Below are 26,266 nucleotides of genomic sequence, written 5' to 3'. Positions count from 1 at the left end.
CGTTCTCGCCAATTAACGACGAACGGTGACGGAGTGGGTGCGTTATGTGATGTGCTGGAGACCGGCACTGACAGTCGCGGGGGAGTCGAGGGAGGGGCGCAGCATGGGGGCGGAACAGATTCGGCGGTGGGAATCGGGAGCCCTCGCCCATGCCGTCACGGACCCGTTCGGCCAGGGGCCGTTGCCCTGGCTCCGCGGCAGCGAGCAGTACTTCGGAGACACCGGTCAGGTCGTCCCCTGGTACGCCGACCCGGCCCTGGCGCGCGGTGGCCACGGCGGGCCGCGCTCCGCCGACGACGTACGCCGCCAGATCAAGGGCTTCGTTTCGGCCGGCGCGGTGGCGCCCGGCGAGGCGATCGACTTCCACATCACCGTCGACCCGCCCCAGCAGTTCTCGGTCGACATCTATCGGATCGGTCATTACGCGGGCGACGGCGCGGCCAAGATCACCACCAGCCCGCGCCTCTCCGGCATCGTCCAGCCGCCCCCGCTGACCGCGGACCGGACCGTTTCCTGCCACCACTGGTGGCTCTCCTGGCGGCTCCAGGTCCCGTCCTACTGGTCGATCGGCGCGTACGTGGCGGTCCTCACGACCGTCGACGGGTACCGCTCCCACATCCCCTTCACCGTCCGCGACGGCCACCCCGCGGATCTGCTGCTGCTCATGCCGGACATCACCTGGCAGGCCTACAACCTCTACCCGGAGGACGGCCGCACCGGCGCCAGCCTCTACCACGCCTGGGACGAGGACGGCCGCCTGCTCGGTGAGGAGGACGCCGCCACCACCGTCTCCTTCGACCGCCCGTACGCCGGGGCCGGGCTCCCGCTGCACGTGGGCCATGCCTACGACTTCATCCGCTGGGCCGAGCGGTACGGCTACGACCTCGCGTACGCCGACGCCCGCGATCTGCACGCCGGCCGTATCGACCCCACCCAGTACCGGGGCCTGGTCTTCCCCGGCCACGACGAGTACTGGTCGGTGCCCATGCGCCGCACGGTGGAGCAGGCCCGCGACCAGGGCACCTCGCTGGTGTTCCTCTCCGCCAACACCATGTACTGGCAGGTCGAGCTGTCGCCCTCCGCCTCAGGAGTACCCGACCGCCTCCTCACCTGCCGAAAACGCCGCGGCCCGGGAAAACCGGCCCTGTGGCGTGAGGTCGACCGCCCGGAGCAGCAGCTGCTCGGCATCCAGTACGCGGGGCGCGTCCCCGAACCGCACCCGATGGTCGTCCGCAACGCCGAGCACTGGCTCTGGGACGCCACCGGCGCCGGCGAGGGCGACGAGTTGCCCGGCCTGGTCGCCGGCGAAGCGGACCGGTACTTCCCGCGCACCGCCCTCCCCGAGCACCAGCGGCGCATCCTGCTCGCCCACTCCCCCTACCGGGACGGCGAGAGCACTGTGCGCCACCAGGAGACCTCCCTCTACCGCGCCCCCTCCGGCGCCCTCGTCTTCGCCTCCGGCACCTTCGCGTGGTCACCCGCCCTGGACCGGCCGGGTCATGTCGACCTCCGTATCCAGCGCGCCACGGCCAACCTGCTGGACCGCATCTGCAAACGGGACTAGAACGCAACCGGGAGCCGCTCCCGGAACCACCCGAGATCAGCCCGGGCATCGCCCGAGGACCCCCGGGGTACCAGGAACCGGGGACTCCGCCCGAAGATCCTTCCCGACCATCCCGTGCGATCCGCGAGACCCCTGGCCAAAGCCCGGCCCCGCATGCGGGAGAATCGGAGCCGATTGGACAGAACCACGGGGAGGAACCGTGTCCGGATTCGTCGAAAAGCCCGAGCCCGTCGAGGTCCCGGGCCTGGTGCATCTGCACACCGGCAAGGTGCGCGACCTGTACCAGAACGAGGCGGGCGACCTCGTGATGGTCGCCAGTGACCGCATCTCCGCCTACGACTGGGTGCTGCCCACGGAGATCCCCGACAAGGGCCGGGTGCTCACGCAGCTCTCACTGTGGTGGTTCGACCGGCTCGCCGACCTCATCCCCAACCACGTCATCTCCACCGAGCTGCCCGCCGGGGCCCCCGCCGACTGGGCGGGCCGCACGTTGATCTGCCGGTCGCTGCGCATGGTGCCGGTCGAGTGCGTGGCCCGTGGATACCTCACCGGCTCCGGCCTCGTCGAGTACAACGAGTCCCGTACGGTCTGCGGCCTCGCCCTCCCCGAAGGCCTCACCGACGGCTCCGAACTCCCCGCGCCGATCTTCACCCCCGCCACCAAGGCGGCCGTCGGCGAGCACGACGAGAACGTGTCGTACGAGGAGGTCGCCCGCCAGGTCGGCGCGGAGACCGCCGCCCAGCTGCGCCAGTCGACCCTCGCGATCTACTCCCGCGCCCGTGACATCGCCCGGGACCGGGGGATCATCCTCGCGGACACCAAGTTCGAGTTCGGCCACGACGGCGACGGCCTGGTCCTCGCCGACGAGGTGCTGACCCCGGACTCCTCCCGCTTCTGGCCGGCCGACGCCTGGGAGCCGGGCCGCGCGCAGCCGTCGTACGACAAGCAGTACGTACGCGACTGGCTGACGTCCCCGGCCTCCGGCTGGGACCGCAAGAGCGAGCAGCCCCCGCCGCCCCTCCCGCAGCAGGTCGTGGAAGCGACCCGGGCGAAGTACCTGGAGGCGTACGAGCGGCTGACCGGCACCGCCTGGCAGTAGGCGCACGAAGAAGCCCCCCGGCCGACCGGCCGGGGGGCTTCCATCTGAGCGGACGACGAGGCTCGAACTCGCGACCTCAACCTTGGCAAGGTTGCGCTCTACCAACTGAGCTACGTCCGCATGCGCCGTAGCGCGAGACCACTATACCCAACCTCGCTCGCGGGCGAGACGCACCGCCGTATGACGGTTCTCGGCACCCAGCTTCGAGGCGGCCGACGACAGGTAGTTCCGTACGGTCCCGGGGGACAGGGACGCCCGCTCCGCGATCTCCGCGATCGGCGCCCCGTCCCCCGCCAGCTCCAGCACCTCCGCCTCCCGGGCGGTCAGCGGCGAGTCCCCGGCGGAGATCGCGTCGGCGGCCAACTCGGGGTCGACGTAACGGTTTCCGGCGTGGACGGTACGGATGATCTCGGCGAGCCGCTGGGCGCTGACCGTCTTCGGCACGAAGCCCCGCACCCCCGCCGCGAGGGCCCGCTTCAGGTGCCCGGGACGGCCGTGACCGGTCACGATCATGGTCCGGCACCCGGGCAGTTCGGTCCGCAGCGATGTGGCGACCTTCACACCGTCGGCGCCCGGCATCTGGAGGTCCAGCACCGCGACGTCCGGCAGGTGCGCCCGCGCCATGGCGAGCGCCTCGGGCCCGGAGGCAGCCTCGGCGACGACCACGAGGTCGTCCTCCAGACCCAGCAGGGCGGCCAGCGCCCCCCGTATCAGGTGCTCGTCGTCGGCCAGCAGTACGCGTACGGGACCGGTCACCGGGCCACCCCCGAGGCGACCGCCTTCGCGCCCCTCGCCGTCCCGACCGGCACCCGCGCCGTCAGCCGGAACCGCCCTCCGCCCACCGGCCCGGCCTCCAGCGTCCCGTCCAGCACCGCGAGCCGCTCCCGGAGCCCGGCCAGCCCCGACCCCGCCCCCGGACCGGCACCTGGACCCCTCCCGGAACCGGCACCCGCACCCGCCCCGGACCGCGTCCCAGAACCCGCACCCGCCCCGGACCCCGTCCCAGAACCGGCACCCGCCCCCGCCCCGGACCCCGCACCCGCATCACCGTCCGCCCCGTCGTTCTCGACCACCAGCACCACGCACCCCTCCTCGGCGCCCACCGACACGGACACCGACACCGTGCACCGCCGCGCGTCCCCGTGCCGCAGCACGTTCGTCGTGCCCTCCCGCACCACCCACGCGAGCGCCGACTGGACCCGTGCCGGGAGCTCCGCGTCCTCCGCCGCCACCGTGCAGGTGATGCCGGCCGCCGCCAACACGCTCCGGGCGCCCTCCAGTTCCGTGTGCAGATCGGCCTCCCGATAGGCCCGCACCACGTCCCGCACCTCACGCTGGGACTCCTGGGCGATCCGCTGCACCTCGACCATCTGGTCCACCGCCACCTCCGTCTTGCCCCGCCGTGCCAGCTGTACCGCCAGCTCGCTCTTCAGCGCGATCACCGACAGGTTGCGGCCCATGACATCGTGCAGGTCCCGCCCGAACCGCAGCCGCTCCTCCGCGACCGCGAGCCGCGTCTGGAGCTCACGCGCCGCGTCCAGCTCCCACACCGCCCGCAGCAGCCAGGCCGAGAAACCACTGGTGAACGCCGTCATCAGCCCGGCGATCAGGAACCCCACGGCGAACCCGAGGGTCTCTCCAACGGTCAGCCCCAGCACCAGACAGGTCAGGGCCACACCGGCCCCCGTGCCCAGCACCAGGTACAGCATGTGCCGCACCTTGACCACGCACAGCACCACCGAGACAAGACCGAAGCCGAGCGACCCGATCACCAGCATCGAGGCCGTCCCCATGTCCTTGTCCAGCGTGCCGAACCGCCACAGCGCCAGCCCCCCGGCGGCCAGCGCCGCCGACAGCGTGCCGTGCGCGGCGATCAACCGGTACGGGCGCTCCCGCCGCCCCACGGTCCAGTCCAGCGCCCGGGAGGACAGCACCCCGCCCAGTGCGGCGTGCGCGCACGTCAGCAACAGCAGCCAGCCGCCCAGCGGCTGCGGCGCCTGCGACAGGGCCCGCAGCCCGATCGCGCCGACCTCGATCAGCACGAAGGCATGGAACGACCAACGGGTGTAGAGCTCCACCTTCTCCGGGTTGCTCCGCCGGCTCCACCAGCCCGTCAGCTTCATCCCCGTACCCCCCGATACCCCGGTTCAGCGCCGTGGCTCCCAGCGGAACCACCGCTGCACAGCAAACACCGAGATCACCGTCCAGGCCAGCGCCGTCAGCGCCGCACCCACCAGTTCTTCGGCGTCGCCCCCGCCGCCCAGCCAGCCGGCCCGAACGAGCGTCATCACACCGGTGAGCGGCAGCAGTTCGCACACCGAGGCGACCTTCTCCGGAAGTATCTCCAGCGGCACGAACAGCCCCGAGCCGATCGCCGAGATCAGGAACAGCGGCATGGTGGTGATCTGCGCGCTCTCCACGGTGCGCGTGACCGCCGCGGTCGCCCCCGCGAGCGCGATCAGCATCACCACCCCCAACACCACCCCGCCGACGAGGAGTTCCGGACGCTGCGGGCCGTCCACACCCAGCAGCGCCACACCGGCCACCACGATCAGCACGCTCTGCGCCACGGCGAGCACGAGCGCCGGCAGCGCGGTCCCGGCGAGGATCTCCCGGTCGGACGCCTCACCCGTGCGCAGCCGCTTGAGCACCAGTTCCTCGCGTCGGGCGACGTAGGCCGAGACGAGATTGAGGTAGACGACGAGGATCAGCATCATCACCACCCCACCGCTCAACGCCGCCTCGATGGCGCTCATCCCCGCCCGGTCGAGGTCGACCCGGTCGAGCGAGGACCGCAGCACCCCCACCATCAGCACGGGCATCAGCAGCGCGGTGAACAGCGCGTACCGGTTCCGTACGAGGAGGGTCAGCTCGGCCCGTCCCAGCGCGCCCATACGCGTCGTCATCGTGGTCGCCGCCATGTCACACACCCACCGTTTCGTTCTGCGCGATGTCGAGGAAGGCCTCTTCGAGGGAGGCGGACCGGGCGTCGAGCCCTTCGAGCCGTACACCCGTCCCGCGGGCCCACAGCAGCAGTTCGGCGAGCGTGTCCTGGAGTTCGTGCGTACGGATCTCGACCCTCCGCCCCGTGGCTGCGGCCCGCAGGGACAGCGGCAGCCGCCCGGCCGGAACGCCTTCCGGGAGGGAGAAGCGGATGCGCGCGGGGCGGGTGGCCGTCACCTCGGCGGGCGTCCCGGTCGTCACGATCCGCCCCTGGTGCATGATCGCCAGCCGGTCGGCGAGCGCCTCGGCCTCCTCCAGGTAGTGCGTGGTGAGCAGTACGGTCGTGCCGCCGTCCCGCAGGTGCCGTACCAACTCCCAGGTGTCGCGTCGGCCTTCGGCGTCCAGCCCGGTCGACGGTTCGTCCAGGAAGAGCACCTCGGGACGGCCGAGCAGGGCCAGGGCCAGGTCGAGCCGCCGCCTCTCGCCGCCTGACAGCTGCTTGACGCGCACCCGGGCCCGTCCGCCGAGCCCGACCATCTCCAGTGCCTCTCCGGCCGGCCGCGCCCCGGTGGTGCAGCCGGACCACATCCGTACGGTCTCGGTGACCGTCAGGTCGGAGGGGAAGCCGCCTTCCTGGAGCATCACCCCGATACGGGGCCGGACGGCGGCGCGTTCGGCGTACGGGTCATGGCCGAGGACCCGTACGGCGCCGCCGCTCGGGCGGGCGAGGCCCTCCAGCAGTTCCACGGTCGAGGTCTTTCCGGCGCCGTTGGTGCCGAGGAGGGCGAAGATCTCACCGCGCGTCACGGAGAAGGTGATCCCGGTCACGGCCTCGAACCCGCCGGCGTAGCTGCGCCGGACGTCCTCCGCCTCAATCACTTTGGTCATGCCTCAAGGCTTCCGCCGCCCGCCCGGCGAGGGCAGGCCGCGCTGTCACCGGTCCGCGATGACAAATGTCATCGAGCCGGGGCGGGGGAAGAACGCCGAAGGCCCCGGTCGTCCGAAGGCCCCGGTCGTGATGACCGGGGCCTTCGTACTCTGAGCGGACGACGAGATTCGAACTCGCGACCCTCACCTTGGCAAGGTGATGCTCTACCAACTGAGCCACGTCCGCATTGCTCCCGACTGCCAGCCTCCCGTTAAGGGAGCCACCGGTCGGTGCGAACACCACTGTACCTGATCCACAAGAGTGGTTGGTAAGCGATGCAGAGCGGGTGACAGGAATCGCACACTGCGCCTCCCCCCTGGAAGGGGGGTGTTCTACTACTGAACTACACCCGCACGCTCCGTGAGGTTCGGGCCTGTCGGCCTCGCCCCTCGGCGTGATCCAGACTCTAGCGGATCACCTGGGGTGGTGCGCAACTCGGTGCTCCGGGGGTCGCTCAGCTCGCCTCGCGGAAGGCCTCGTAGACCCGCTTGGGGATCCGGCCGCGGGCCGGGACGTCCATCTTGTTGGACTGCGCCCAGGCACGGACGGCAGCCGGGTCGGGTTCGAGCGAGGTGCGCTTGTACGCCGTCCGGGCCTTGCCGGCGGTGCCCCCGCCGCCTCCGCCGCTGCCGGCGGACTGCTTGCGCCCGGCCGCCATGTACGGAGCGAGGGTCTTGCGCAGTTTCTTTGCATTGGCAGGATTGAGGTCGATCTCGTACGTCTTACCGTCGAGGCCGAAGGTGACCGTTTCCGCCGCTTCCCCTCCGTCGATGTCGTCGAAGAGCGTGACCACTACGCGCTGCGCCACGGATATCGGTCCTTTCCCGCGGTGTGCCGCCCTTGCCTGCCAGGCATGGCATGTGCCATGTCTGACGTGCGGCGATACCGGATTTACGGCTGTTGAGGGGCAATGCTGCTTTCCTCTGTATTCCTTTGTACAGCGGAACGCGTGACATTGTGAAGCCCAGCCAATTGCATCAGCGTGTCCGACGGCAATGGCCGGGGTCATTTTTTTCCGGGATTTTCCCCGCCGGTTCCGAGTCCGTTCTCGTGGTCATTTGTAGGGACCTCCAGATGTCTACTCGCGTAGATTTTGGAGACAGGTACGCTGAAGGAACCGCCCACGCAACACACCACCGGGAGTGCCAGTGGCACGCGTCGTAGTCGACGTCATGCTCAAGCCGGAGATCCTCGACCCGCAGGGACAGGCGGTGCAGCGCGCACTGCCCCGCCTCGGTTTCGAGGGGATCGCCGACGTCCGTCAGGGGAAGCGTTTCGAGCTCGATGTGGAGGGGCCGGTCGATGACGCCGCCCTCGCCCGCATCCATGAGATGGCCGAGACGTTCCTCGCCAACACCGTCATCGAGGACTTCGTCGTGAAGGTGGAGTCGTGACCGCTCGGATCGGGGTCGTCACCTTCCCCGGGACGCTCGACGACCGGGACGCGCTGCGCGCGGTCCGGCTCGCGGGCGCGGAGCCCGTGTCGCTCTGGCACCGTGACAAGGACCTCAAGCAGGTCGACGCGGTCGTTCTGGCGGGCGGGTTCTCCTACGGCGACTATCTGCGCGCCGGCGCCATCTCCCGGTTCTCGCCGGTGATGGGAACGATCATCGAGCAGGCGAAGGCCGGTATGCCGGTCCTCGGGATCTGCAACGGCTTCCAGGTGCTGACCGAGTCGCACCTGCTGCCCGGGGCGATGCTGCGCAACAACCACCTGCACTTCATCTGCCGCGACCAGAAGCTGCGGGTGGAGAACGCGGACACCGCCTGGACCGCCGATTACGAGCAGGGCCAGGAGATCCACATCCCGCTCAAGAACATCGACGGACGGTACGTCGCCGACGAGCGCACGCTGGACGAGCTCGAGGCCGAGGGACGTGTCGTCTTCCGGTACGAGGAGTTCAACCCGAACGGCTCGCTGCGGGACATCGCCGGCATCACCAACGCCGCCGGCAACGTGGTCGGCCTGATGCCGCACCCGGAGCACGCCGTGGAGCCGCTGGTCGGTACGGGCCGTACCGACGGGCTCGGTTTCTTCACCTCGATCCTCAAGAAGCTGGTCAACGTCTGATGAGCCTCGACGCCGGAACGGCCGAGGGAGCGACTGAGCGCCCCGGCCGTCGACACCTGCACCACTCCGCGCGAAGGAGCGACCGAGCGTGACCCTCGACACCGTCAAGCACGCCACTGAGACCCCCGACGCCGAGCAGCCGTGGGCCGAGCTCGGCCTGAAGAAGGACGAGTACGAGCGCATCCGGGAGATCCTCGGCCGGCGCCCGACCGGTGCCGAGCTGGCCATGTACTCGGTCATGTGGTCGGAGCACTGCTCGTACAAGAGCAGCAAGGTCCACCTGAAGCAGTTCGGCGAGAAGGCCCCCGAGAACGACGCGATGCTCGTCGGCATCGGCGAGAACGCGGGCGTCGTCGACGTCGGCCAGGGGTACGCGGTGACCTTCAAGGTCGAGTCGCACAACCACCCCTCGTACATCGAGCCCTACCAGGGCGCGGCCACCGGTGTCGGCGGCATCGTCCGCGACATCCTCGCCATGGGCGCCCGCCCGGTCGCGGTCGTCGACCCGCTGCGCTTCGGTGCGGCCGACCACCCCGACACCAAGCGCGTCCTGCCGGGCGTCGTCGCGGGCATCGGCGGCTACGGCAACTGCCTGGGCCTGCCGAACATCGGCGGCGAGGTCGTCTTCGACTCCTGCTACCAGGGCAACCCGCTGGTCAACGCCGGCTGCATCGGTGTGATGAAGCACGAGGACATCCACCTCGCCAAGGCGTCCGGCCCCGGCAACAAGGTCATCCTGTACGGCGCCCGTACGGGCGGCGACGGCATCGGCGGTGTTTCCGTGCTGGCCTCGGAGACCTTCGACGACACCAAGCCCACCAAGCGGCCCGCCGTCCAGGTCGGCGACCCGTTCCAGGAGAAGCTCCTGATCGAGTGCACCCTTGAGATCTTCAAGGAGAAGCTCGTCGCGGGCATCCAGGACCTCGGTGGCGCGGGCCTGTCCTGCGCGACCAGTGAGCTCGCCTCCGCCGGTACCGGCGGCATGCGCGTGGAGCTGGACACCGTGCCGCTGCGTGACGCGTCGCTCTCGCCGGAGGAGATCCTCATGAGCGAGTCGCAGGAGCGCATGTGCGCGATCGTCGAGCCGCAGCACGTCGACCGTTTCATGGAGATCTGCGAGAAGTGGGACGTCATCGCCACCGTCATCGGTGAGGTGACCGACGGCGACCGCCTGGAGATCTTCTGGCACGGCGAGCAAATCGTCGACGTGCCCCCGGGCACCGTCGCCCACGAGGGCCCGACCTACCACCGCCCGTACGCCCGCCCGGAGTGGCAGGACGCGCTCCAGGCCGACGACGCGAACATGCTGCCCCGGCCGCAGAGCTCCGAGGAGCTGCGCGAGCAGGTCCTCAAGCTGGTCGCGCACCCGAACCAGGCCTCCAAGGCGTGGATCACCGACCAGTACGACCGGTTCGTGCAGGGCAACACGGTCCTCGCGCAGCCCGAGGACTCCGGCATGATCCGGATCGACGAGGAGACCAACCTCGGCGTGGCGATCGCGACGGACGGCAACGGCCGGTACGCGAAGCTCGACCCGTACGCGGGCGCGCAGCTCGCGCTGGCGGAGTCGTACCGCAATGTCGCCGCCTCGGGTGCCAAGCCGCTGGCGATCTCCGACTGCCTGAACTTCGGCTCGCCCGAGGACCCGGCGGTCATGTGGCAGTTCGCCGAGGCCACGCGCGGTCTCGCGGACGGCTGTCAGCAGCTCGGTACACCGGTGACCGGCGGCAACGTCTCGCTGTACAACCAGACGGGTGAGGTGGCGATCCACCCGACGCCGGTCGTCGCCGTCCTCGGTGTGATCGACGACGTCAACCGCCGTACGCCGATCGCCTTCGCGGAGGAGGGCCAGCTCCTCTACCTGCTGGGCGACACGCGTGAGGAGTTCGGCGGCTCGGCCTGGTCCGAGGTCGTCCACGACCACCTCGGCGGTCTGCCGCCCAAGGTGGACCTGGACCGCGAGAAGCTGCTCGGCGAGATCCTGATCGCGGCCTCCCGCGACGGCATGATCGACGCCGCCCACGACCTGTCGGACGGCGGGCTCGTCCAGGCGGTCGTCGAGTCCTGCCTGCGCGGCGGGAAGGGCGCGCGCCTGGTCGTCCCGGACGGGCTGGACGCGTTCACGTTCCTGTTCAGCGAGTCGGCCGGCCGCGCGGTCGTGTCCGTCCCGCGCAGCGAGGAGCTCCGCTTCACCGACATGTGCGGCGCGCGTGGCCTGCCCGCGACCCGCATCGGTGTCGTGGACGGTGACGAGATCGACGTACAGGGCGAGTTCAGCATCGGGCTGGGCGAGCTGCGCGAGGCGCACGAGGCGACCATCCCGGGTCTGCTCGCCTGACGCATCCGCCGACGGAGCCCCCGTACGGACCGCACATGGTCCGGGCGGGGGCTCTTTCGTTCTCCCGACGCTTGCACGTAATTACGTAACTACGTATTCTCTGGGTCATGGAGCTGGAGGAGCGGGTCGCGGAACTGGAGCGGCGCATGGCGGCGCTGGAGAGCGGTGACCGTCCCGCGCCGCCCGTCGGCGAGGGCGACTTCTGGGCCCTGGAAGGGCTCAAGGCACGGCTCGCCCAGGCGGGCGCCTCCGAGGGCGGGGTGCTGTTCACCGGAGCCGTACGGCTGCCGACGGGTGAGCAGTACGAATGGCAGTACGGGGTCCCCGCCGAGGAGGAGCTTGCCGGCGACTGGACCGAGGCCGCCGAGTCCTTCGCGGCGCTCGGCCACCCCGTCCGCCTCCGGCTGCTGCGCGAGATCGTCGGCGGCCGGCGCACCGCCGCCGAACTGGCCGCGCTGGAAGAGATCGGCACGACCGGCCAGATCTACCACCACCTGCGCCAACTGACCGGCGCGGGCTGGCTCCACACCGCCGGACGCGGCCGCTACGAGGTCCCACCGGGCCGCGTGGTGCCGCTGCTCGTGGCCCTGGCCACGGCCCGGCCCTGATCCACGTCCTTGGGGGAACGATGACGACACGCAAACTCGGCATGGTCCTGTACCGGCTGCTGCAACTGACCTTCGTGGCCACGGTCTACGGCTGGATCGTCCTCGATCACGCCTGGTGGTGGATGCTGCCGCCCCTCGTGGCGGCGTACGCCATCGTGATCGCCACGGCCCCGCGCCGGAAGGACCCCGTGCCGTCCGCCTCGCCGGTGGAGATCGCCCCACCCGTCACCGGCCGCTGGGCGGCGCTCAACAGCCCCGCCGACAAGACTCCCAGCCACGGCACCCACGGCTACGGCCAGACGTACGCGATCGACGTCATCGCCGACCCGGAGGACCGCGAGCGTCCCGAATTCAGCGCCCTGTGGCCCGTCATGCGCCGCAACCGCGACTTCCCCGCCTTCGGCGCCCCGCTCCTGGCGGTCGCCGACGCGACGGTCGTGCACGCGGCCGACCGGCAGCGCGACCACCTCAGCCGCAACTCCCTGCCCGGCGTCGCCTACCTGATGCTCTTCGAGGCGTGGCTGCGGGACATCGCCGGACCGTCCAGGATCTTCGGCAACCACCTCGTCCTCGACCTCGGCGACGGCACGTACGCGGCCTACGCCCACCTCCAGCGGGGCTCCCTGACCGTTCGCGCGGGCGACCGGGTGACCGCCGGGCAGCAGCTCGCCCGCTGCGGCAACTCGGGCAACTCCACCGAGCCGCACCTGCACTTCCAGCTCATGGACGGCCCGGACCTGGACACCGCCCGGGGCGTGCCCTTCACGTGGCGTGGCGTGGGCGTGCCGAAGAGCGGGGAGACGTTCGAGGCGGAGCCCGTGGCCTACTCGGCCTGACCCCAGAAGGCGTCGGCCTCGTCGATGTCCTCGACGCACTCGTCGATGTCGGTCGCCTTGTCCCCGACGATCGTGAAGAAGAGGCCGCCCTTCATCTCGATGCCCCGGTCCCCGCGGTCCGCGTGCCACTTGTGCACGGCCATCACGTGGCCCCGGCCGTCCGGGTAGACGCCCTGGAGCTCCACGCGGAAGGTGCCGTGGGTCAGCTCCATGAGCTTGCCGAAGTGAGCCATCACGTTGTCACGGCCTTTGAAGTGCCCGGACATCTGGCTCTCGCCGGGCGAGTGATGCGTGCAGTCACCCGTCATCAGAGAGGCGACCGTATCCATGTCTCCGTTGACGAACGCCTCGTAGCCCTTGCGTACCAGTGTGGCGTCAGGGTGTTCAGCCATGATCCCTCCACCCCTCTCGTAGCCCTCTCCCAGTCTCCGCCTCGCCTCTCCTCCCTGCCACACGGCGACGCGACTAGCCTCGGGCCCATGCCACCCGCCAAGAAGCGTCCGCGTGCCTACGACTCGGCCAAGACCCGCGCCGCCGTGCTCGCGCAGTTCGACCACGTACACCGAGCGGTCCGCACCCTCACGCCCGGGCAACTCGCCCTGCCCACCCGCCTGGGCGCGTGGACGGTCCGTGAACTGGCCGCGCACGTCACCATGGCGGTGCGCTCCGTCGTCCGGGGCGTGGCCGCGCCCGCGCCCGCGACCCGCGACCTCACCCTGCTGGAATGGCCGCTCGCCACCCGGAGGTTCGCCGGGGACGTCGACCACGACACCCGGGAGATCGCCGAGGCGGCGGCCGACACCCCGGCCGCGCTCGCCGCCCTGTACGAGGAGACCGGGCGGCAGCTCGCGGACGCGCTGGCCGCGGCCCCGGACGAGCGGCTGATCACCACGCGCTTCGGCGGCGTACGCCTCGGCGACTTCCTGGTGACCCGTACCGTCGAGCTGATCGTCCACACCGACGACCTGAACGCCGCGACGGGGCTCACCGTCCCGAACGACCGCCAGGCGCTGGCCGCCTGCACCCGGCTGCTCGCCGACGCGCTCGCGGTCAAGGCGCCGGGCGGGTCGGTGGAGGTACGGGTGCCGCCGTACGCGGTGGTGCAGTGTGTCGAGGGGCCCCGGCACACCCGCGGTACGCCGCCGAACGTCGTGGAGACCGACCCGCTGACCTGGGTCCGGCTCGCCACGGGGCGTACGACGTGGGCGGACGCCCTGGCCGCGGCCCAGGTCCACGCGAGCGGCGAGCGGGCGGACCTGTCGGCCCACCTCCCGGTCCTCGGCTGAGACGCCGTTGACCCCCGGACGGCCCTGAAACGGAACCGGGCCTCCACCCGGTCCGTCCCATCACCATGCCGACCATGACGAAGAAGCAGCCGCACCTCGCCGGGGCCGCCGCGCTCGCCCCGCTCCTCGTGCTCGCCCTCGCCGCCTGCGGCACCCAGTCCGGAAACGGATCGGGCGCGGGCGACGGCAGCACCTCCGTACGACCCGACGTACCGGTCACCGGTGTGCACTGGACCGTCGAGAGCGTCACCGTCGACGGCAAGAAGACCGCCGCCCCGGCCGGCGCGCATGTCCGGATCGACCCCAAGGGGCAGGCCAAGGGCAACTTCGGGTGCAACCACTTCAACGCCAGGGCGACCGTCGAGGGCGACACGATCACCCTCAGTGACATGGGTATGACCGAGATCGGCTGCCCCGAGCCGCTCCAGGGCTTCGAGGACGCGCTGAGGTCCGCCCTCACCGGCAAGCTCAAGGCCCGGCTGACGGACGGCGAGCTGACGCTGACCACCGCCGGCGGCGACACGATCCGGCTCAGCGAGCAGCCCCCGGCTCCGCTCGTCGGCACCAAGTGGACGGTGAACTCGCTGGTCTCCGGTCAGGCCGCCACCTCCCTGCCGGCCGGCACCGAGGGCAAGGCGTCCTTCGTGTTCGGCAAGGACGGCTCCGTACGCGGCACGCTGGGCTGCAACCAGTTCAACGCCCCGGTCACCACCGACGGCTCGACGATGACGTTCGGCCGGGTCACCACCACGCGCAAGCTGTGCGCCGGGCCGCAGATGGAGCTGGAGCGCGCCCTGCTCGCGACCATGACCGGCAAGGTCACGTACCGGATCGACCACCGCAGTCTCACGGTGACCGCCCCGGACAAGACGGGCTTCGCGGCCGGCGCGCAGTCGAGCACGGAAAACCGGACGACAACGGCTCCTCCCGCGCAGTAGCATCCGGCCCGCCTGCGAGGTCCGTCACACCCGGCGAGTAGCGCGGCGGGCCGCGCAGGCCCGCCGGGCCGCCGCCGGACCCGCCGACGGCCTCCACGGGCCCCTGGCCAGGGCCGCCGGGGAGCCCGCTCATGCCCTGGTCAGCGCTTGATCGGCGCCCGGCCGGGCCGCCGACCGGCGCCTGACCAGCGGCGGGCCGAAGGACCGCGCGGCACCGGAGCAACCGGAACGAATGACTCCCCCGCCCGGCCCCGGGCCGTCCCCAATTCGGACCAGTGGTCGATCTCGCCTACACTCGGTGGCGTGCCACGTGGTGACGGTCGACTCAATCACGATCTGCTTCCCGGCGAAAAGGGCCCCCAGGACGCTTGCGGCGTCTTCGGTGTCTGGGCTCCGGGTGAAGAGGTCGCAAAGCTCACGTACTTCGGGCTCTACGCCCTCCAGCATCGGGGTCAGGAATCCGCGGGAATCGCGGTCAGCAACGGCTCCCAGATCCTCGTCTTCAAGGACATGGGCCTGGTTTCCCAGGTCTTCGACGAGACTTCGCTCGGTTCCCTCCAGGGTCACATCGCGGTCGGTCACGCCCGCTACTCGACCACCGGCGCCTCCGTGTGGGAGAACGCGCAGCCGACGTTCCGGGCCACCGCCCACGGCTCCATCGCGCTCGGCCACAACGGCAACCTGGTCAACACGGCCCAGCTCGCCGAGATGGTCGCCGACCTCCCCAAGAAGGACGGCCGCGCCACACAGGTGGCGGCCACCAACGACACCGACCTCGTCACCGCGCTCCTCGCGGGCCAGGTCGACGACGACGGCAAGCCGCTGACCATCGAGGAAGCCGCCGCCAAGGTGCTCCCCGAGGTCCGGGGCGCCTTCTCCCTCGTCTTCATGGACGAGCACACCCTCTACGCCGCCCGTGACCCGCAGGGCATCCGCCCGCTGGTCCTCGGCCGCCTGGAGCGCGGCTGGGTCGTCGCCTCCGAGTCCGCCGCCCTCGACATCTGCGGTGCCGCCTACGTCCGCGAGGTCGAGCCGGGCGAGATGATCGCGATCGACGAGAACGGCATCCGCACCTCCCGATTCGCGGAAGCGAAGCCCAAGGGCTGTGTCTTCGAGTACGTCTACCTGGCGCGCCCGGACACCGACATCGCCGGCCGGAACGTGTACCTCTCCCGGGTGGAGATGGGCCGGAAACTGGCCAAGGAAGCCCCCGTCGAGGCGGACCTGGTCATAGCGACGCCCGAGTCCGGCACGCCCGCCGCAATCGGTTACGCGGAGGCCAGCGGGATCCCGTTCGGCGCGGGCCTGGTGAAGAACGCGTACGTCGGCCGGACCTTCATCCAGCCGTCCCAGACCATTCGCCAGCTCGGCATCCGCCTGAAGCTGAACCCGCTGAAGGAAGTCATCAAGGGCAAGCGCCTGGTGGTCGTGGACGACTCGATCGTCCGCGGCAACACCCAGCGCGCGCTGGTCCGGATGCTCCGCGAGGCCGGGGCCGCCGAGGTCCACATCCGGATCTCCTCCCCGCCCGTGAAGTGGCCGTGCTTCTTCGGCATCGACTTCGCCACCCGGGCCGAGCTGATCGCCAACGGCATGACGGTCGAGGAGATCGGCAAGTCGCTCGGCGCCGACTCCCTCTCGTACATCTCCATCGACGGCATGATCGAGGCCACCACCATCGAGAAGCAGAAGCTGTGCCGCGCCTGCTTCGACGGTGAGTACCCGATGGAACTGCCGGACCCCGAGCTGCTCGGCAAGCAGCTCCTGGAGACCGAGCTGGCCGCCGGACCGGCCGCCACGGCCGCGGCCGACGCCCTCCGTCGCCCGTAGGACCACCCGCAATCCCTGCAGTACGACACGAAAGTTCTCACAGTCATGTCTGAGACTGAGACCACCGGTGCCAGCTACGCAGCCGCGGGCGTCGACATCGAAGCGGGCGACCGCGCCGTCGAGCTGATGAAGGAGTGGGTGAAGAAGACGCAGCGCCCCGAGGTCCTCGGCGGCCTCGGCGGCTTCGCCGGCCTCTTCGACGCCTCCGCCCTCAAGCGCTACGAGCGCCCGCTGCTGGCCTCCGCCACCGACGGTGTCGGTACGAAGGTCGACATCGCCCGCCAGATGGGCGTGTACGACACCATCGGCCACGACCTGGTCGCGATGGTCATGGACGACATCGTCGTCTGCGGCGCCGAGCCGCTGTTCATGACGGACTACATCTGCGTCGGCAAGGTCCACCCCGAGCGGGTCGCCGCCATCGTCAAGGGCATCGCCGAGGGCTGTGTCCTGGCCGGCTGCGCCCTGGTCGGCGGCGAGACCGCCGAGCACCCCGGCCTGCTCGGCCCCGACGACTTCGACGTCGCCGGCGCCGGTACGGGCGTGGTCGAGGCCGACCGGCTGCTCGGTGCCGATCGCATCCGTACGGGTGACGCGGTGATCGCCATGGCGTCCTCCGGCCTTCACTCCAACGGGTACTCGCTCGTACGCCATGTGCTGTTCGACCGGGTCGGCATGCGCCTGGAGCAGCAGGTCGAGGAGTTCGGCCGGACGCTCGGCGAGGAGCTGCTGGAGCCCACCAAGATCTACTCGCTGGACTGCCTGGCGCTCACCCGGACCACCGATGTGCACGCGTTCAGCCACATCACCGGTGGTGGCCTGGCCGCGAACCTCGCCCGAGTGATCCCGGACGGGCTGCACGCCACGGTCGACCGGTCGACCTGGGCCCCGGGCGCGGTGTTCGACCTGGTCGGCACGGCCGGCCGGGTGGAGCGGCTGGAGCTGGAGAAGACCCTGAACATGGGCGTCGGCATGATGGCCGTCGTCCCCGCCGAGTCGGTCGACGTGGCACTGACGACCCTCGCGGACCGGGGCGTCGACGCCTGGGTCGCCGGTGAGATCACCGAGCGCGGCGAGCACGCCACGGGCGCAACCCTGACCGGTGAGTACGCCGTCTGAGCAGCACAGAACCCGGTCCGGGGCGGGGCCCCGGACCGGGCTCAAGTGGATTCAGGCGTCAAGCACCGCGACGCTGTGACGACGGACCGGACTCCTCGTCCTCGTCCTCGTCGTCGTTGTACAGCTCCGCGTAGCGGGCGTACGGGTCGTCTTCCTCGTCGTCGTCCTCGAAAGGCTCGCCGTTCGGCGGCTGCGAGAGCGGTTGCGGAGTAGAAGCGCCCAGCTCGCTGGCCAGACGCGACAGGTCAGTCCCGCCGCTGTTGTACTTCAGCTGGCGGGCGACCTTCGTCTGCTTGGCCTTGGCCCGGCCGCGCCCCATGGCTCGACCCCCTCGGTGACGGGGCTCGACGGCCCCAGAGTCTTGACACGCGTTCATGAGTCGGAACGGACTCTCCGCGGAGAGACCGGCCCGTAGGGCTTCAACGGTACCTGCTTCCGCGGCCATACGGTACGCCGCCCGCATGACGTGCCTCGGAGCAAGACCGACGAGGAGCCCCGTCCTCGCTGGTCAGCTGCGATTTTAACCTCTTCTCGGCAGTCGACCCGCCGACCGGCGTGAGCCATGTCTCGCTGTGGGCGGACACGGTCACGCGGCCGGCGGGTCGACGCTGTCAACCACGGCTGTCCACGGGGTTACCCGCGACGCGCCTCCGCCATGCGCTGTTCGGCGATCCGGTCGGCGGCGGCGGCCGGCGGAATACCGTCTTCCTTCGCACGTGTGAATATTGCCAGCGTGGTGTCGAAGATCTTCGACGCCTTCGCCTTGCACCGGTCGAAGTCGAACCCGTGGAGCTCGTCGGCCACCTGGATCACACCACCGGCGTTGACGACGTAGTCGGGGGCGTAGAGGATCCCGCGGTCCGCGATGTCCTTCTCCACGCCCGGGTGCGCGAGCTGGTTGTTGGCCGCGCCGCACACCACCTTCGCCGTCAGTACGGGCACGGTGTCGTCGTTCAGCGCCCCGCCGAGCGCACAGGGGGCGTAGACGTCGAGGCCCTCGGTGCGGATCAGCGCGTCGGTGTCGGCGACCACGGTGACCTGCGGGAACTTGTCGGTGATCCGGCGCACCGACTCCTCGCGCACATCCGTGATGACGACCTCGGCACCGTCCTCCAGCAGGTGCTCCACCAGGTAGTGACCGACCTTGCCGACGCCCGCGACGCCGACCTTGCGGCCGCGCAGCGTCGGGTCGCCCCAGGCGTGCTGGGCGGAGGCGCGCATGCCCTGGAAGACGCCGTACGCGGTGAGGACGGAGGAGTCACCGGCGCCACCGTTCTCGGGGGAGCGGCCGGTGGTCCAGCGGTTCTCCCGGGCGATGATGTCCATGTCAGCCACATAGGTGCCGACGTCGCAGGCCGTGACATACCGGCCGCCGAGGGACGCCACGAACCGGCCGTACGCCAGCAGCAGCTCCTCGGTCTTGATCAGCTCCGGGTCACCGATGATCACGGCCTTGCCGCCACCGTGCTCCAGACCGGCCATGGCGTTCTTGTACGACATGCCCCGGGACAGGTTCAGCGCGTCGGCGACGGCGTCTTCCTCGGAGGCGTACGGGTAGAAGCGGGTACCGCCGAGGGCCGGGCCCAGAGCGGTCGAGTGGATGGCGATGACGGCCTTCAGGCCGGAGGCACGGTCCTGGCAGAGCACGACTTGTTCGTGGCCCCCCTGCTCCGATCGGAACAGGGTGTGCAGGACGCCGTCGGTCACATCGGTCACGGTGGTGACTCCCAAGTACGAAGCGGCGGATGAGGCCCTCCTGCGGGTGGGGGAGGACCTTGACGGCAAGAGAGTAAGTCCTACCTGCGCGTAGATGAGAGCCAGTGCCGCGGATCACCCCCTCGCGGAGTACGGGCGTGGAAGGATTCGTGACATGCCAGCCGTCTCCTCGGTCCTCGTCCCGTACGCGTCCTACCTGCGCGTGTACGAGCCGCTGGCGGCCTTCCCGGAGCCGGAGCGCGGCCACTGGGCGCGCTACGCGCGCCGCGGCACCGCTCCGACCGCCCAGGACGAGCTGCGCCGTTCGCTGGCCGACCTGCTGGCCACGCCGCCGGTCGCGGTGCCCGTGCACGAGAGCGCCGACGCCTTCGTGGTGGAGGTGGACGGTGTGGTGTGCGTGTGCCCGTGGCGGACGCGGCTGCGCGGGTGGCTGGCCCTTGAGGAGCTGCCGGGCACGCTGCCGCCGGCGGTCCTGGACGCGGCGGTGCCGCCGGTGGTGCGGGGCCAGGCGGAGGCGGACTACGAGCGGTGGCGGGAGCGGAACCCGGACGCGCGGCCGTGGATCCGGACGGCGCTCTGGCAGGTGCCGGTGCGGTGGTTCGCCCTGTTCGCGGACGAGGAGCGGGAGTACGTCGCCTCCGGCGGCCCGGGGAAGGCGCCGTGTCTGCGCTACCGGACGCCGATGGTGCAGGCCCGGCGGCGGGTGGCGCGGGCGCTGAAGACGCTGCGCGAGTCGCTGGACGAGGGACCACTGACCGAGGGTCTGGTGGACGTGGGGCGGTGGCTGGAGGAGTTCCACCCGCGTTCGCTGGTCGAGCTGGACTACGGCGGCCTGGTGCACGCCCTGCCGGAGGAGTTCCTGGCCGAGGACCGCTCGGCGGCCGACGTGGCGGCCGGTCTCACGGCGCTGCGGTCCGGCGACGGGGAGGCGGCGGGAGAGGCGTACGAGCGGCTGATGGAGCGGTGGCGCTCGGTGAGGAACCGGCAGCACGCCAACTGAGGCCCCGACGCCGAGGCGAGGCGCCCCCGCCCGGGAGCGGGAGTTCGGGGAGGAGCCTGGTGCGAGAGCCCCGGCGTGGAGGCCGGCGTGGGCCTGGCGTGGAACCCGGGCGTGGGGCCCGGCGTGGAGACCGGCGTGAGAGAACCGCGTTGGCACCTGGCGTTGGAGCCCGGCGTGGAGCCCCGGGTGCGGAGGACCTGGCGTTGGAGGCCGGAGTGGAGCCCCGGCGTGAGAGAACCGCGTTGGAACCCGGCGTGGAGACCCGGCGTCAGAGACCCGGCGGTCGTCCGCCGGGCGATCGGCTGCTGGTCGGCTATGGATCTGGCGGGCGATCTGCCGCATGATCTCGCTCCAGGGAACCCTTCGCGTGTCCCGATGGGCCCTTGGTCCCGATCCGGGCCTTTGTGTCAAGCGTGACGGATAGCACTAACAGGGCTCTTGCGCCCATCGCCCGACCTCATGCCAAAATAGGACAAGGAGTCCGGGGAGGGCTCCTTCCGTCCAAGTATGGGCGGAAGGCTCAGCATTGCACGCTATGGGGGGTCTGTTGGCTCCTGATCGCTCTGTGACTGATCGTCACTGTGACGTGACTGTCCGCTATGGCATGGTCCATCGGCTTCCGCCGCTGATGGACACCTGAGAGGGCAATTCCATCGGTTTGGCCGAACGTGGCTGGACAGATGGTGTAGTTGTAGTGCCGAGGACAAGCCGTTCGTCCTATAACCGACTCGGCTCGCGTCCGCCATTTCGGGCAACGCGGGTCAAGGTGCAGAATTTAGAGGAAAGAACCGAGAAGGTTCGGTTCTCCCGAGGAGGCCGCTCATGACCGCTCGCACCCCTGATGCCGAGCCGCTGCTGACCCCCGCTGAGGTTGCCACGATGTTCCGCGTGGACCCGAAGACGGTGACCCGCTGGGCAAAGGCGGGCAAGCTCACGTCCATCCGCACGCTCGGTGGACACCGCCGGTACCGCGAGGCAGAGGTCCGCGCACTGCTTGCGGGTATTCCGCAGCAGCGCAGCGAGGCCTGAACACCCCGATGAACCGGGCATTTCCGGGTCCCCCAACCCGGTGCGCCCGCCCTTAGCTCCACCGACGTGAGCCCGCCCCAACGGGCCCCTCGTCATCGATCGCGCTGGACTCCGCCGGGTCCAGCGCGATCTTTTTTGTGTGCCCGTGGCCGGCCGGAGTCCGGCCGTGGCCCGGGCGGCCGGGGGCCGGCCGGGTGCTGCCCAGGGGGCGGCCGGGGGTGGATCGGAGGCCGCTCGGTGCCCCTCAGGGGATCAGCCGGAGGGTTGCCGAAGGGGTGCAATTGCACATATTAAATCGGGCGGTTGTAGGGAGGGTGTAAGTTGAGGGGTTTTCAAAACTCATTTCGTGACTCGCGTCACACCCGTCCGGTGTCGTCCCCCGGGGTCCCGTCCTCCCCTTCGGTCACGTGCGGAGCGTTCTCCCGCCCCTCCTCGGCCGTGTCCGGGTGCTCCATGGCCAGTCTCAGGAGGCGGTGACAGACCGGGCAGTGGCGCGTGAGGTGGCGGTAGCCGGACGCGGCCGCCAGATGGGCGCGGAGCAGTGCGCGTGTCTCGTGCCTGGCTGTGGATGCCGCCGCCATGCGCGTCACCTCCGGTGAAGGGCCCCCGATTCCCTGTTGCCTGGGTACCGGTGGCAGTTGACCGCGTCAAGACGCACGACAGAAGGGCCCGAATCCGTGGGGGATTCGGGCCCTTCTGTTACTTCTCGGCGATCCTGACGGGACTTGAACCCGCGACCTCCACCTTGACAGGGTGGCGAGCTAACCAACTGCTCCACAGGACCTTGATTCGCGGCCGACCGCGCGGCTGCGAATCAAACTGTACAGCAGGTCAGAGGCTCCGGTCGAACTCACTCCTGGCGACGTGATCGTCACTACGGCGCGGCGGCGTCGATCGCCTTCACGATCCTCTTGTCGGACACCGGGTACGCCGTGCCCAGGGCGTGGGCGAAGTAGCTGACCCGCAGCTCCTCGATCATCCAGCGGATGTCCAGGACCTCCTGCGGCACGGGGCGGCCCTTGGGCATCTGCTCCAGCAGCCAGGCGTACTCGTCCTGCATCTCGTGGACCTTCTCCATGCGCGTGGTGTCGCGCTGGACGGACGTGGGCATCTGCTGGAGCCGGCGGTCCACGGCCACCAGGTAGCGCATCAGGTCCGGCAGGCGCCGCAGGCCCGTCCTCGTCACGAAGCCCGCCGGCATCAGGGCCGCCAGCTGCTCCCGGACGTCCTGGACGTTGTTCACCAGCACCAGGCTGTTCGTGGCCTTCAGGCGCCGCTCACAGGCCTGCCAGGCGGCGAGGATCTGCTGCACCTGGTCGACCGTGCGGATCGTCAGCTCGACGAGGTCGGCGCGGACCTTGTCGTACAGCTTCCGGAACGACTCCTCGTCCCAGGCCGGGCCGCCGTGGTCGGCGATCAGCCGGTCGGCCGCGGCGGTCGCACAGTCGTCGAACAGCGCCTGCACCGAACCGTGCGGATTGCGGGACAGGGCCAGCTTCTGCTGGTTCGTCAGCTTGTCCGAGGCGAACTTCGCCGGGTTCACCGGGATGTTCAGCATGATCAGCTTGCGGGTGCCGCGCCACATCGCCTGGGCCTGCTCGGCCTCCGTGTCGAAGAGCCGTACGGAGACGGATTCGCCGGCGTCGACGAGGGCCGGGTACGCCTTGACGGGCTGGCCCGCGCGGCGCGTCTCGAAGACCTTCGTGAGCGTGCCGATCGTCCAGTCCGTCAGGCCCGTGCGCTCCAGGGACTGTCCGGAGCCCGAGGGGCCCGCCGTGGCGGCCTTGGCGGCCTTGGACAGCGCCTGACGGGCCTTCGGGCGCAGCCGGAGCTTCAGGGCCTCCAGGTCCTTGTCCTCGGCCAGCTTGCGGCGCCGCTCGTCAACGATCCGGAAGGTGATCTTCAGGTGGTCGGGGACGCGGGAGAGGTCGAAGTCGTCGGCGTCGACCGGGACACCCACCATCCGCTGGAGTTCCCGGGCGAGCGTGACCGTCAGCGGCTCCTGCAGGGGCGTCGCCCGCTCCAGGAACCTCTTCGCGTAGTTCGGCGCCGGGACGTAGTGGCGGCGGACCGGCTTCGGCAGCGAGCGGATCAGCTCGGTCACGACCTCTTCGCGCAGGCCGGGGATCTGCCAGTCGAAGCCCTCGTCCGTCACCTGGTTCAGCACCTGGAGCGGGACGTGGACGGTCACGCCGTCCGCGTCCGCGCCCGGCTCGAACTGGTACGTCACCCGGAACTTCAGCGCGCCCTGCCGCCACGAGTCGGGGTAGTCGGCCTTGGTGACCGCGCCCGCCTTCTCGTTGATGAGCATCTCGCGCTCGAAGTCGAGAAGGTCCGGCTCCTCGTGGCGCTTGTGCTTCCACCACGAGTCGAAGTGCGCCCCGGACACGACGTGTTCGGGCACGCGCCGGTCGTAGAAGTCGAACAGAGTCTCGTCGTCCACCAGGATGTCGCGGCGGCGGGCCCGGTGCTCCAGCTCCTCGACCTCGGTCAGCAGCTTGCGGTTGTCCGCGAAGAACTTGTGGTGCGTCCGCCAGTCGCCCTCCACGAGGGCGTTGCGGATGAACAGTTCCCGGCTGACCTCCGGGTCGATGCGCCCGTAGTTGACCTTGCGCTGGGCGACGATCGGCACGCCGTACAGGGTGACCTTCTCGTACGCCATGACCGCCGCCTGGTCCTTCTCCCAGTGCGGCTCGCTGTACGTGCGCTTCAGCAGGTGCCCGGCCAGCGGCTCGATCCACTCGGGCTCGATCTTCGCGTTGACCCGCGCCCACAGGCGGGAGGTCTCCACCAGCTCGGCGGACATGATGAAACGCGGCGGCTTCTTGAACAGCGCCGATCCGGGGAAGACGGCGAACTTGGCGCTGCGGGCGCCCAGGTACTCGTTCTTCGCGCCCTCCTTCACGTCCTTCATCCCGATGTGGGACAGCAGGCCGGCGAGCAGCGAGACATGGACGCGGTCCTCGGGCGCATCCTCCTCGTTGAGGTGGATGCCCATCTGCTTGGCGACCGTACGCAACTGCGTATAGATGTCCTGCCATTCGCGAATGCGCAGGTAGTTGAGGTACTCCGACTTGCACATCCGGCGGAAGGCCGAGGACGACAGCGCCTTCTGCTGCTCGCGGATGTAGCGCCAGAGGTTCAGGAACGCCAGGAAGTCGGACGTCTCGTCCTTGAACCGGGCGTGCTGCTGGTCCGCCTGCGCCTGCTTCTCGGCCGGCCGCTCGCGCGGGTCCTGGATGGACAGGGCGGCCGCGATCACCATGACCTCGCGTACGCAGCCGTTCTTGTCGGCCTCCAGGACCATCCGGGCCAGGCGCGGGTCCACCGGGAGCTGGGCCAGCTTGCGGCCCGCCTGCGTGAGCCGCTTCTTGGGGTCCTTCTGCGCCGGGTCGATCGCGCCCAGCTCCTGGAGGAGCTGTACGCCGTCGCGGATGTTGCGGTGGTCCGGCGGGTCGATGAAGGGGAATTTCTCGATGTCGCCCAGCCCGGCGGCCGTCATCTGCAGGATGACCGACGCCAGGTTCGTCCGGAGGATCTCGGCGTCCGTGAACTCGGGACGGGCGAGGAAGTCGTCCTCGTCGTACAGCCGGACGCAGATGCCGTCCGACGTACGGCCGCAGCGGCCCTTGCGCTGGTTGGCGCTGGCCTGGCTGATCCGCTCGATCGGCAGGCGCTGCACCTTGGTGCGGTGGCTGTAGCGGGAGATACGGGCGGTGCCGGGATCGATGACGTACTTGATGCCGGGGACCGTCAGGGAGGTCTCGGCGACGTTCGTCGCGAGGACGATCCGGCGACCGGAGTGGGCCTGGAAGACCCGGTGCTGCTCGGCGTGCGAGAGACGGGCGTAGAGGGGGAGGACCTCGGTGTTGCGCAGCTTCTTCTTGATCAGCGCGTCCGCCGTGTCGCGGATCTCGCGCTCACCGGAGAGGAACACCAGGATGTCGCCCGGGCCCTCGGCCTGGAGCTCGTCGACCGCGTCGCAGATGGCGGTGATCTGGTCGCGGTCGGACTCCTCGGAGTCCTCCTCCAGCAGGGGCCGGTAGCGCACCTCCACCGGGTACGTACGACCGGACACCTCGACGATCGGGGCGTCGCCGAAGTGGCGGGAGAAGCGCTCCGGGTCGATGGTCGCGGAGGTGATCACGACCTTGAGGTCGGGACGCTTGGGGAGGAGCTGGGCCAGGTAGCCGAGGAGGAAGTCGATGTTGAGGCTGCGCTCGTGGGCCTCGTCGATGATGATCGTGTCGTAGGCGCGCAGCTCGCGGTCCGTCTGGATCTCGGCGAGCAGGATGCCGTCCGTCATCAGCTTGACGAAGGTGTCGCCGCCCACCTGGTCGGTGAAGCGGACCTTCCAGCCGACCGCTTCCCCGAGGGGCGTCTTCAGCTCGTCGGCGACCCGCTCGGCCACCGTGCGGGCGGCGATCCGCCTGGGCTGCGTATGGCCGATCATGCCCCGGACACCGCGCCCCAGCTCCAGGCAGATCTTGGGGATCTGGGTGGTCTTGCCGGAACCCGTCTCACCGGCGACGATCACCACCTGGTGGTCACGTATCGCCTCCAGGATGTCGTCCTTCTTCTGGCTGACCGGCAGCTGCTCGGGATACGTGATCTCCGGCACCCGAGCGGCGCGCTCGGCGGTGCGGGCAGCGGCCTTCCCGGCCTCGGCGGCGATCTCGTCCAGCACGGCCTGCCGTGCTTCGGGCTTACGGATGCGGCGAGCGCCTTCGAGACGGCGGCCGAGCCGGTGCGCGTCGCGCAGCGAGACCTCGGCCAGCAGGGTCTGGAGGTCGGCGAGGGAAGTAGACATACCTGACCCAGGATCTCACTCGCGGCGACGGAGTGGCGAACCGATTTCCCCGTACCATTTCCGGCGGGTCGGCGACCTCATGATCCGACCCGAAGACCTCCTGGACGACCTTGGAAGGCGGTGCCCATGCCCCGGGCCGGCAGCCGGTGGT

The 26,266-nt window shown here is 70.2% G+C and carries 23 protein-coding genes and 4 tRNA genes; 13 read left to right on the top strand and 14 right to left on the bottom strand.

Annotation, left to right across the window (positions count from 1 at the left end):
* Nucleotides 1-103 precede the first annotated feature (103 nt).
* Entirely contained in the window at nt 104-1,564 is a 1,461-nt protein-coding gene (locus ACZ6C1_RS13390) for a N,N-dimethylformamidase beta subunit family domain-containing protein (RefSeq protein ID WP_469240487.1), read from the top strand.
* 199 nt (nt 1,565-1,763) lie between these two features.
* On the top strand, nt 1,764-2,663 hold the full coding sequence (locus tag ACZ6C1_RS13385) for a phosphoribosylaminoimidazolesuccinocarboxamide synthase (protein ID WP_469240485.1): 900 nt from the start codon (nt 1,764-1,766) through the stop codon (nt 2,661-2,663).
* Nucleotides 2,664-2,710: 47 nt separating this feature from the next.
* Here ACZ6C1_RS13385 and ACZ6C1_RS13380 read toward each other — a convergent pair.
* The 8 genes from ACZ6C1_RS13380 to ACZ6C1_RS13345 all read right to left on the bottom strand — a co-directional run bounded on the left by ACZ6C1_RS13380 (nt 2,711) and on the right by ACZ6C1_RS13345 (nt 7,342).
* Nucleotides 2,711-2,783: transfer RNA gene (locus ACZ6C1_RS13380), tRNA-Gly, on the bottom strand.
* Between the two features lie 21 nt (nt 2,784-2,804).
* On the bottom strand, nt 2,805-3,419 hold the full coding sequence (locus ACZ6C1_RS13375) for a response regulator (protein WP_469240483.1): 615 nt from the start codon (nt 3,417-3,419) through the stop codon (nt 2,805-2,807).
* Nucleotides 3,416-4,786 carry a sensor histidine kinase gene (locus ACZ6C1_RS13370; protein ID WP_469240479.1) on the bottom strand — a complete coding sequence of 457 codons (1,371 nt, stop codon included), beginning with the start codon at nt 4,784-4,786 and terminating at the stop codon, nt 3,416-3,418. Before ACZ6C1_RS13370 ends, ACZ6C1_RS13375 begins: the two co-directional genes overlap by 4 nt.
* Nucleotides 4,787-4,810: 24 nt before the next feature.
* Nucleotides 4,811-5,584, bottom strand: coding sequence for an ABC transporter permease (locus ACZ6C1_RS13365; RefSeq protein WP_469240475.1), 774 nt, complete (start codon nt 5,582-5,584; stop codon nt 4,811-4,813).
* A gap of 1 nt (nt 5,585) precedes the next feature.
* Nucleotides 5,586-6,494, bottom strand: a complete 909-nt coding sequence (locus ACZ6C1_RS13360) for an ABC transporter ATP-binding protein (protein WP_469240473.1) — start codon at nt 6,492-6,494, stop codon at nt 5,586-5,588.
* 153 nt (nt 6,495-6,647) lie between these two features.
* Nucleotides 6,648-6,720, bottom strand: a tRNA-Gly gene (locus tag ACZ6C1_RS13355).
* A gap of 95 nt (nt 6,721-6,815) precedes the next feature.
* Nucleotides 6,816-6,887 (bottom strand) — tRNA-Gly (locus tag ACZ6C1_RS13350).
* Between the two features lie 101 nt (nt 6,888-6,988).
* On the bottom strand, nt 6,989-7,342 hold the full coding sequence (locus ACZ6C1_RS13345) for a histone-like nucleoid-structuring protein Lsr2 (RefSeq protein WP_469240471.1): 354 nt from the start codon (nt 7,340-7,342) through the stop codon (nt 6,989-6,991).
* Between the two features lie 340 nt (nt 7,343-7,682).
* Here ACZ6C1_RS13345 and purS point away from each other — a divergent pair, with 340 nt between their 5' ends.
* The 5 genes from purS (at nt 7,683) to ACZ6C1_RS13320 (ending at nt 12,387) form a co-directional block, all read left to right on the top strand.
* The gene (purS, locus tag ACZ6C1_RS13340; protein WP_073756364.1) at nt 7,683-7,928 is read left to right on the top strand and encodes a phosphoribosylformylglycinamidine synthase subunit PurS; all 246 of its coding nucleotides are present in this window, start codon (nt 7,683-7,685) and stop codon (nt 7,926-7,928) included.
* Complete coding sequence (purQ, locus tag ACZ6C1_RS13335) at nt 7,925-8,605, top strand: phosphoribosylformylglycinamidine synthase subunit PurQ (protein WP_469240468.1); 681 nt, start codon at nt 7,925-7,927, stop codon at nt 8,603-8,605. Before purS ends, purQ begins: the two co-directional genes overlap by 4 nt.
* An 88-nt stretch (nt 8,606-8,693) precedes the next feature.
* Nucleotides 8,694-10,943 carry a phosphoribosylformylglycinamidine synthase subunit PurL gene (purL, locus tag ACZ6C1_RS13330; RefSeq protein WP_469240466.1) on the top strand — a complete coding sequence of 750 codons (2,250 nt, stop codon included), beginning with the start codon at nt 8,694-8,696 and terminating at the stop codon, nt 10,941-10,943.
* A gap of 107 nt (nt 10,944-11,050) precedes the next feature.
* Nucleotides 11,051-11,551 carry an ArsR/SmtB family transcription factor gene (locus tag ACZ6C1_RS13325; RefSeq protein ID WP_344432367.1) on the top strand — a complete coding sequence of 167 codons (501 nt, stop codon included), beginning with the start codon at nt 11,051-11,053 and terminating at the stop codon, nt 11,549-11,551.
* A 20-nt stretch (nt 11,552-11,571) separates the two neighbouring features.
* The gene (locus ACZ6C1_RS13320) at nt 11,572-12,387 is read left to right on the top strand and encodes a M23 family metallopeptidase (protein WP_469240464.1); all 816 of its coding nucleotides are present in this window, start codon (nt 11,572-11,574) and stop codon (nt 12,385-12,387) included.
* Here ACZ6C1_RS13320 and ACZ6C1_RS13315 read toward each other — a convergent pair.
* Entirely contained in the window at nt 12,375-12,779 is a 405-nt protein-coding gene (locus ACZ6C1_RS13315; RefSeq protein WP_469240462.1) for a nuclear transport factor 2 family protein, read from the bottom strand. The genes ACZ6C1_RS13320 and ACZ6C1_RS13315 overlap by 13 nt on opposite strands.
* An 87-nt stretch (nt 12,780-12,866) precedes the next feature.
* Here ACZ6C1_RS13315 and ACZ6C1_RS13310 point away from each other — a divergent pair, with 87 nt between their 5' ends.
* The 4 genes from ACZ6C1_RS13310 to purM all read left to right on the top strand — a co-directional run bounded on the left by ACZ6C1_RS13310 (nt 12,867) and on the right by purM (nt 17,560).
* Nucleotides 12,867-13,673 carry a maleylpyruvate isomerase family mycothiol-dependent enzyme gene (locus ACZ6C1_RS13310; RefSeq protein WP_469240460.1) on the top strand — a complete coding sequence of 269 codons (807 nt, stop codon included), beginning with the start codon at nt 12,867-12,869 and terminating at the stop codon, nt 13,671-13,673.
* Between the two features lie 74 nt (nt 13,674-13,747).
* A complete protein-coding gene (locus tag ACZ6C1_RS13305; RefSeq protein WP_469240458.1) occupies nt 13,748-14,611 on the top strand; it encodes an META domain-containing protein in 864 nt (287 codons plus the stop codon).
* 303 nt (nt 14,612-14,914) lie between these two features.
* Nucleotides 14,915-16,441: an amidophosphoribosyltransferase gene (gene purF / locus ACZ6C1_RS13300; protein ID WP_469240456.1), complete on the top strand. Its 1,527-nt coding sequence runs from the start codon at nt 14,915-14,917 to the stop codon at nt 16,439-16,441.
* A gap of 45 nt (nt 16,442-16,486) precedes the next feature.
* Nucleotides 16,487-17,560 (top strand): phosphoribosylformylglycinamidine cyclo-ligase, encoded by a 1,074-nt coding sequence (gene purM / locus ACZ6C1_RS13295; RefSeq protein ID WP_469240454.1) that lies wholly within the window; start codon nt 16,487-16,489, stop codon nt 17,558-17,560.
* Between the two features lie 58 nt (nt 17,561-17,618).
* On the opposite strand, the gene ACZ6C1_RS13290 is transcribed toward purM, so the two are convergent.
* Together ACZ6C1_RS13290 and ACZ6C1_RS13285 are read right to left on the bottom strand one after the other, a co-directional pair.
* Nucleotides 17,619-17,879, bottom strand: coding sequence for a DUF3073 domain-containing protein (locus ACZ6C1_RS13290; RefSeq protein WP_469240452.1), 261 nt, complete (start codon nt 17,877-17,879; stop codon nt 17,619-17,621).
* Nucleotides 17,880-18,193: 314 nt separating this feature from the next.
* Nucleotides 18,194-19,276, bottom strand: a complete 1,083-nt coding sequence (locus ACZ6C1_RS13285) for a Leu/Phe/Val dehydrogenase (protein WP_469240451.1) — start codon at nt 19,274-19,276, stop codon at nt 18,194-18,196.
* Between the two features lie 154 nt (nt 19,277-19,430).
* Between ACZ6C1_RS13285 and ACZ6C1_RS13280 the strand changes: the two genes are divergently transcribed.
* Entirely contained in the window at nt 19,431-20,276 is an 846-nt protein-coding gene (locus tag ACZ6C1_RS13280) for a DUF8083 family protein (protein WP_469240449.1), read from the top strand.
* Nucleotides 20,277-21,098: 822 nt separating this feature from the next.
* The gene (gene bldC, locus ACZ6C1_RS13275; RefSeq protein ID WP_003949541.1) at nt 21,099-21,305 is read left to right on the top strand and encodes a developmental transcriptional regulator BldC; all 207 of its coding nucleotides are present in this window, start codon (nt 21,099-21,101) and stop codon (nt 21,303-21,305) included.
* A gap of 356 nt (nt 21,306-21,661) precedes the next feature.
* On the opposite strand, the gene ACZ6C1_RS13270 is transcribed toward bldC, so the two are convergent.
* The 3 genes from ACZ6C1_RS13270 to hrpA form a co-directional block, all read right to left on the bottom strand.
* Nucleotides 21,662-21,886, bottom strand: a complete 225-nt coding sequence (locus ACZ6C1_RS13270; protein WP_469240447.1) for a DUF6274 family protein — start codon at nt 21,884-21,886, stop codon at nt 21,662-21,664.
* Between the two features lie 129 nt (nt 21,887-22,015).
* A tRNA-Asp gene (locus ACZ6C1_RS13265) sits at nt 22,016-22,089 on the bottom strand.
* 90 nt (nt 22,090-22,179) lie between these two features.
* Nucleotides 22,180-26,115, bottom strand: a complete 3,936-nt coding sequence (gene hrpA / locus ACZ6C1_RS13260; RefSeq protein ID WP_469240445.1) for an ATP-dependent RNA helicase HrpA — start codon at nt 26,113-26,115, stop codon at nt 22,180-22,182.
* Nucleotides 26,116-26,266 lie beyond the last annotated feature (151 nt).

Source organism: Streptomyces sp. NPDC041796 (assembly GCF_055590785.1).
This window is presented reverse-complemented; position numbering and strand designations above follow the sequence as displayed.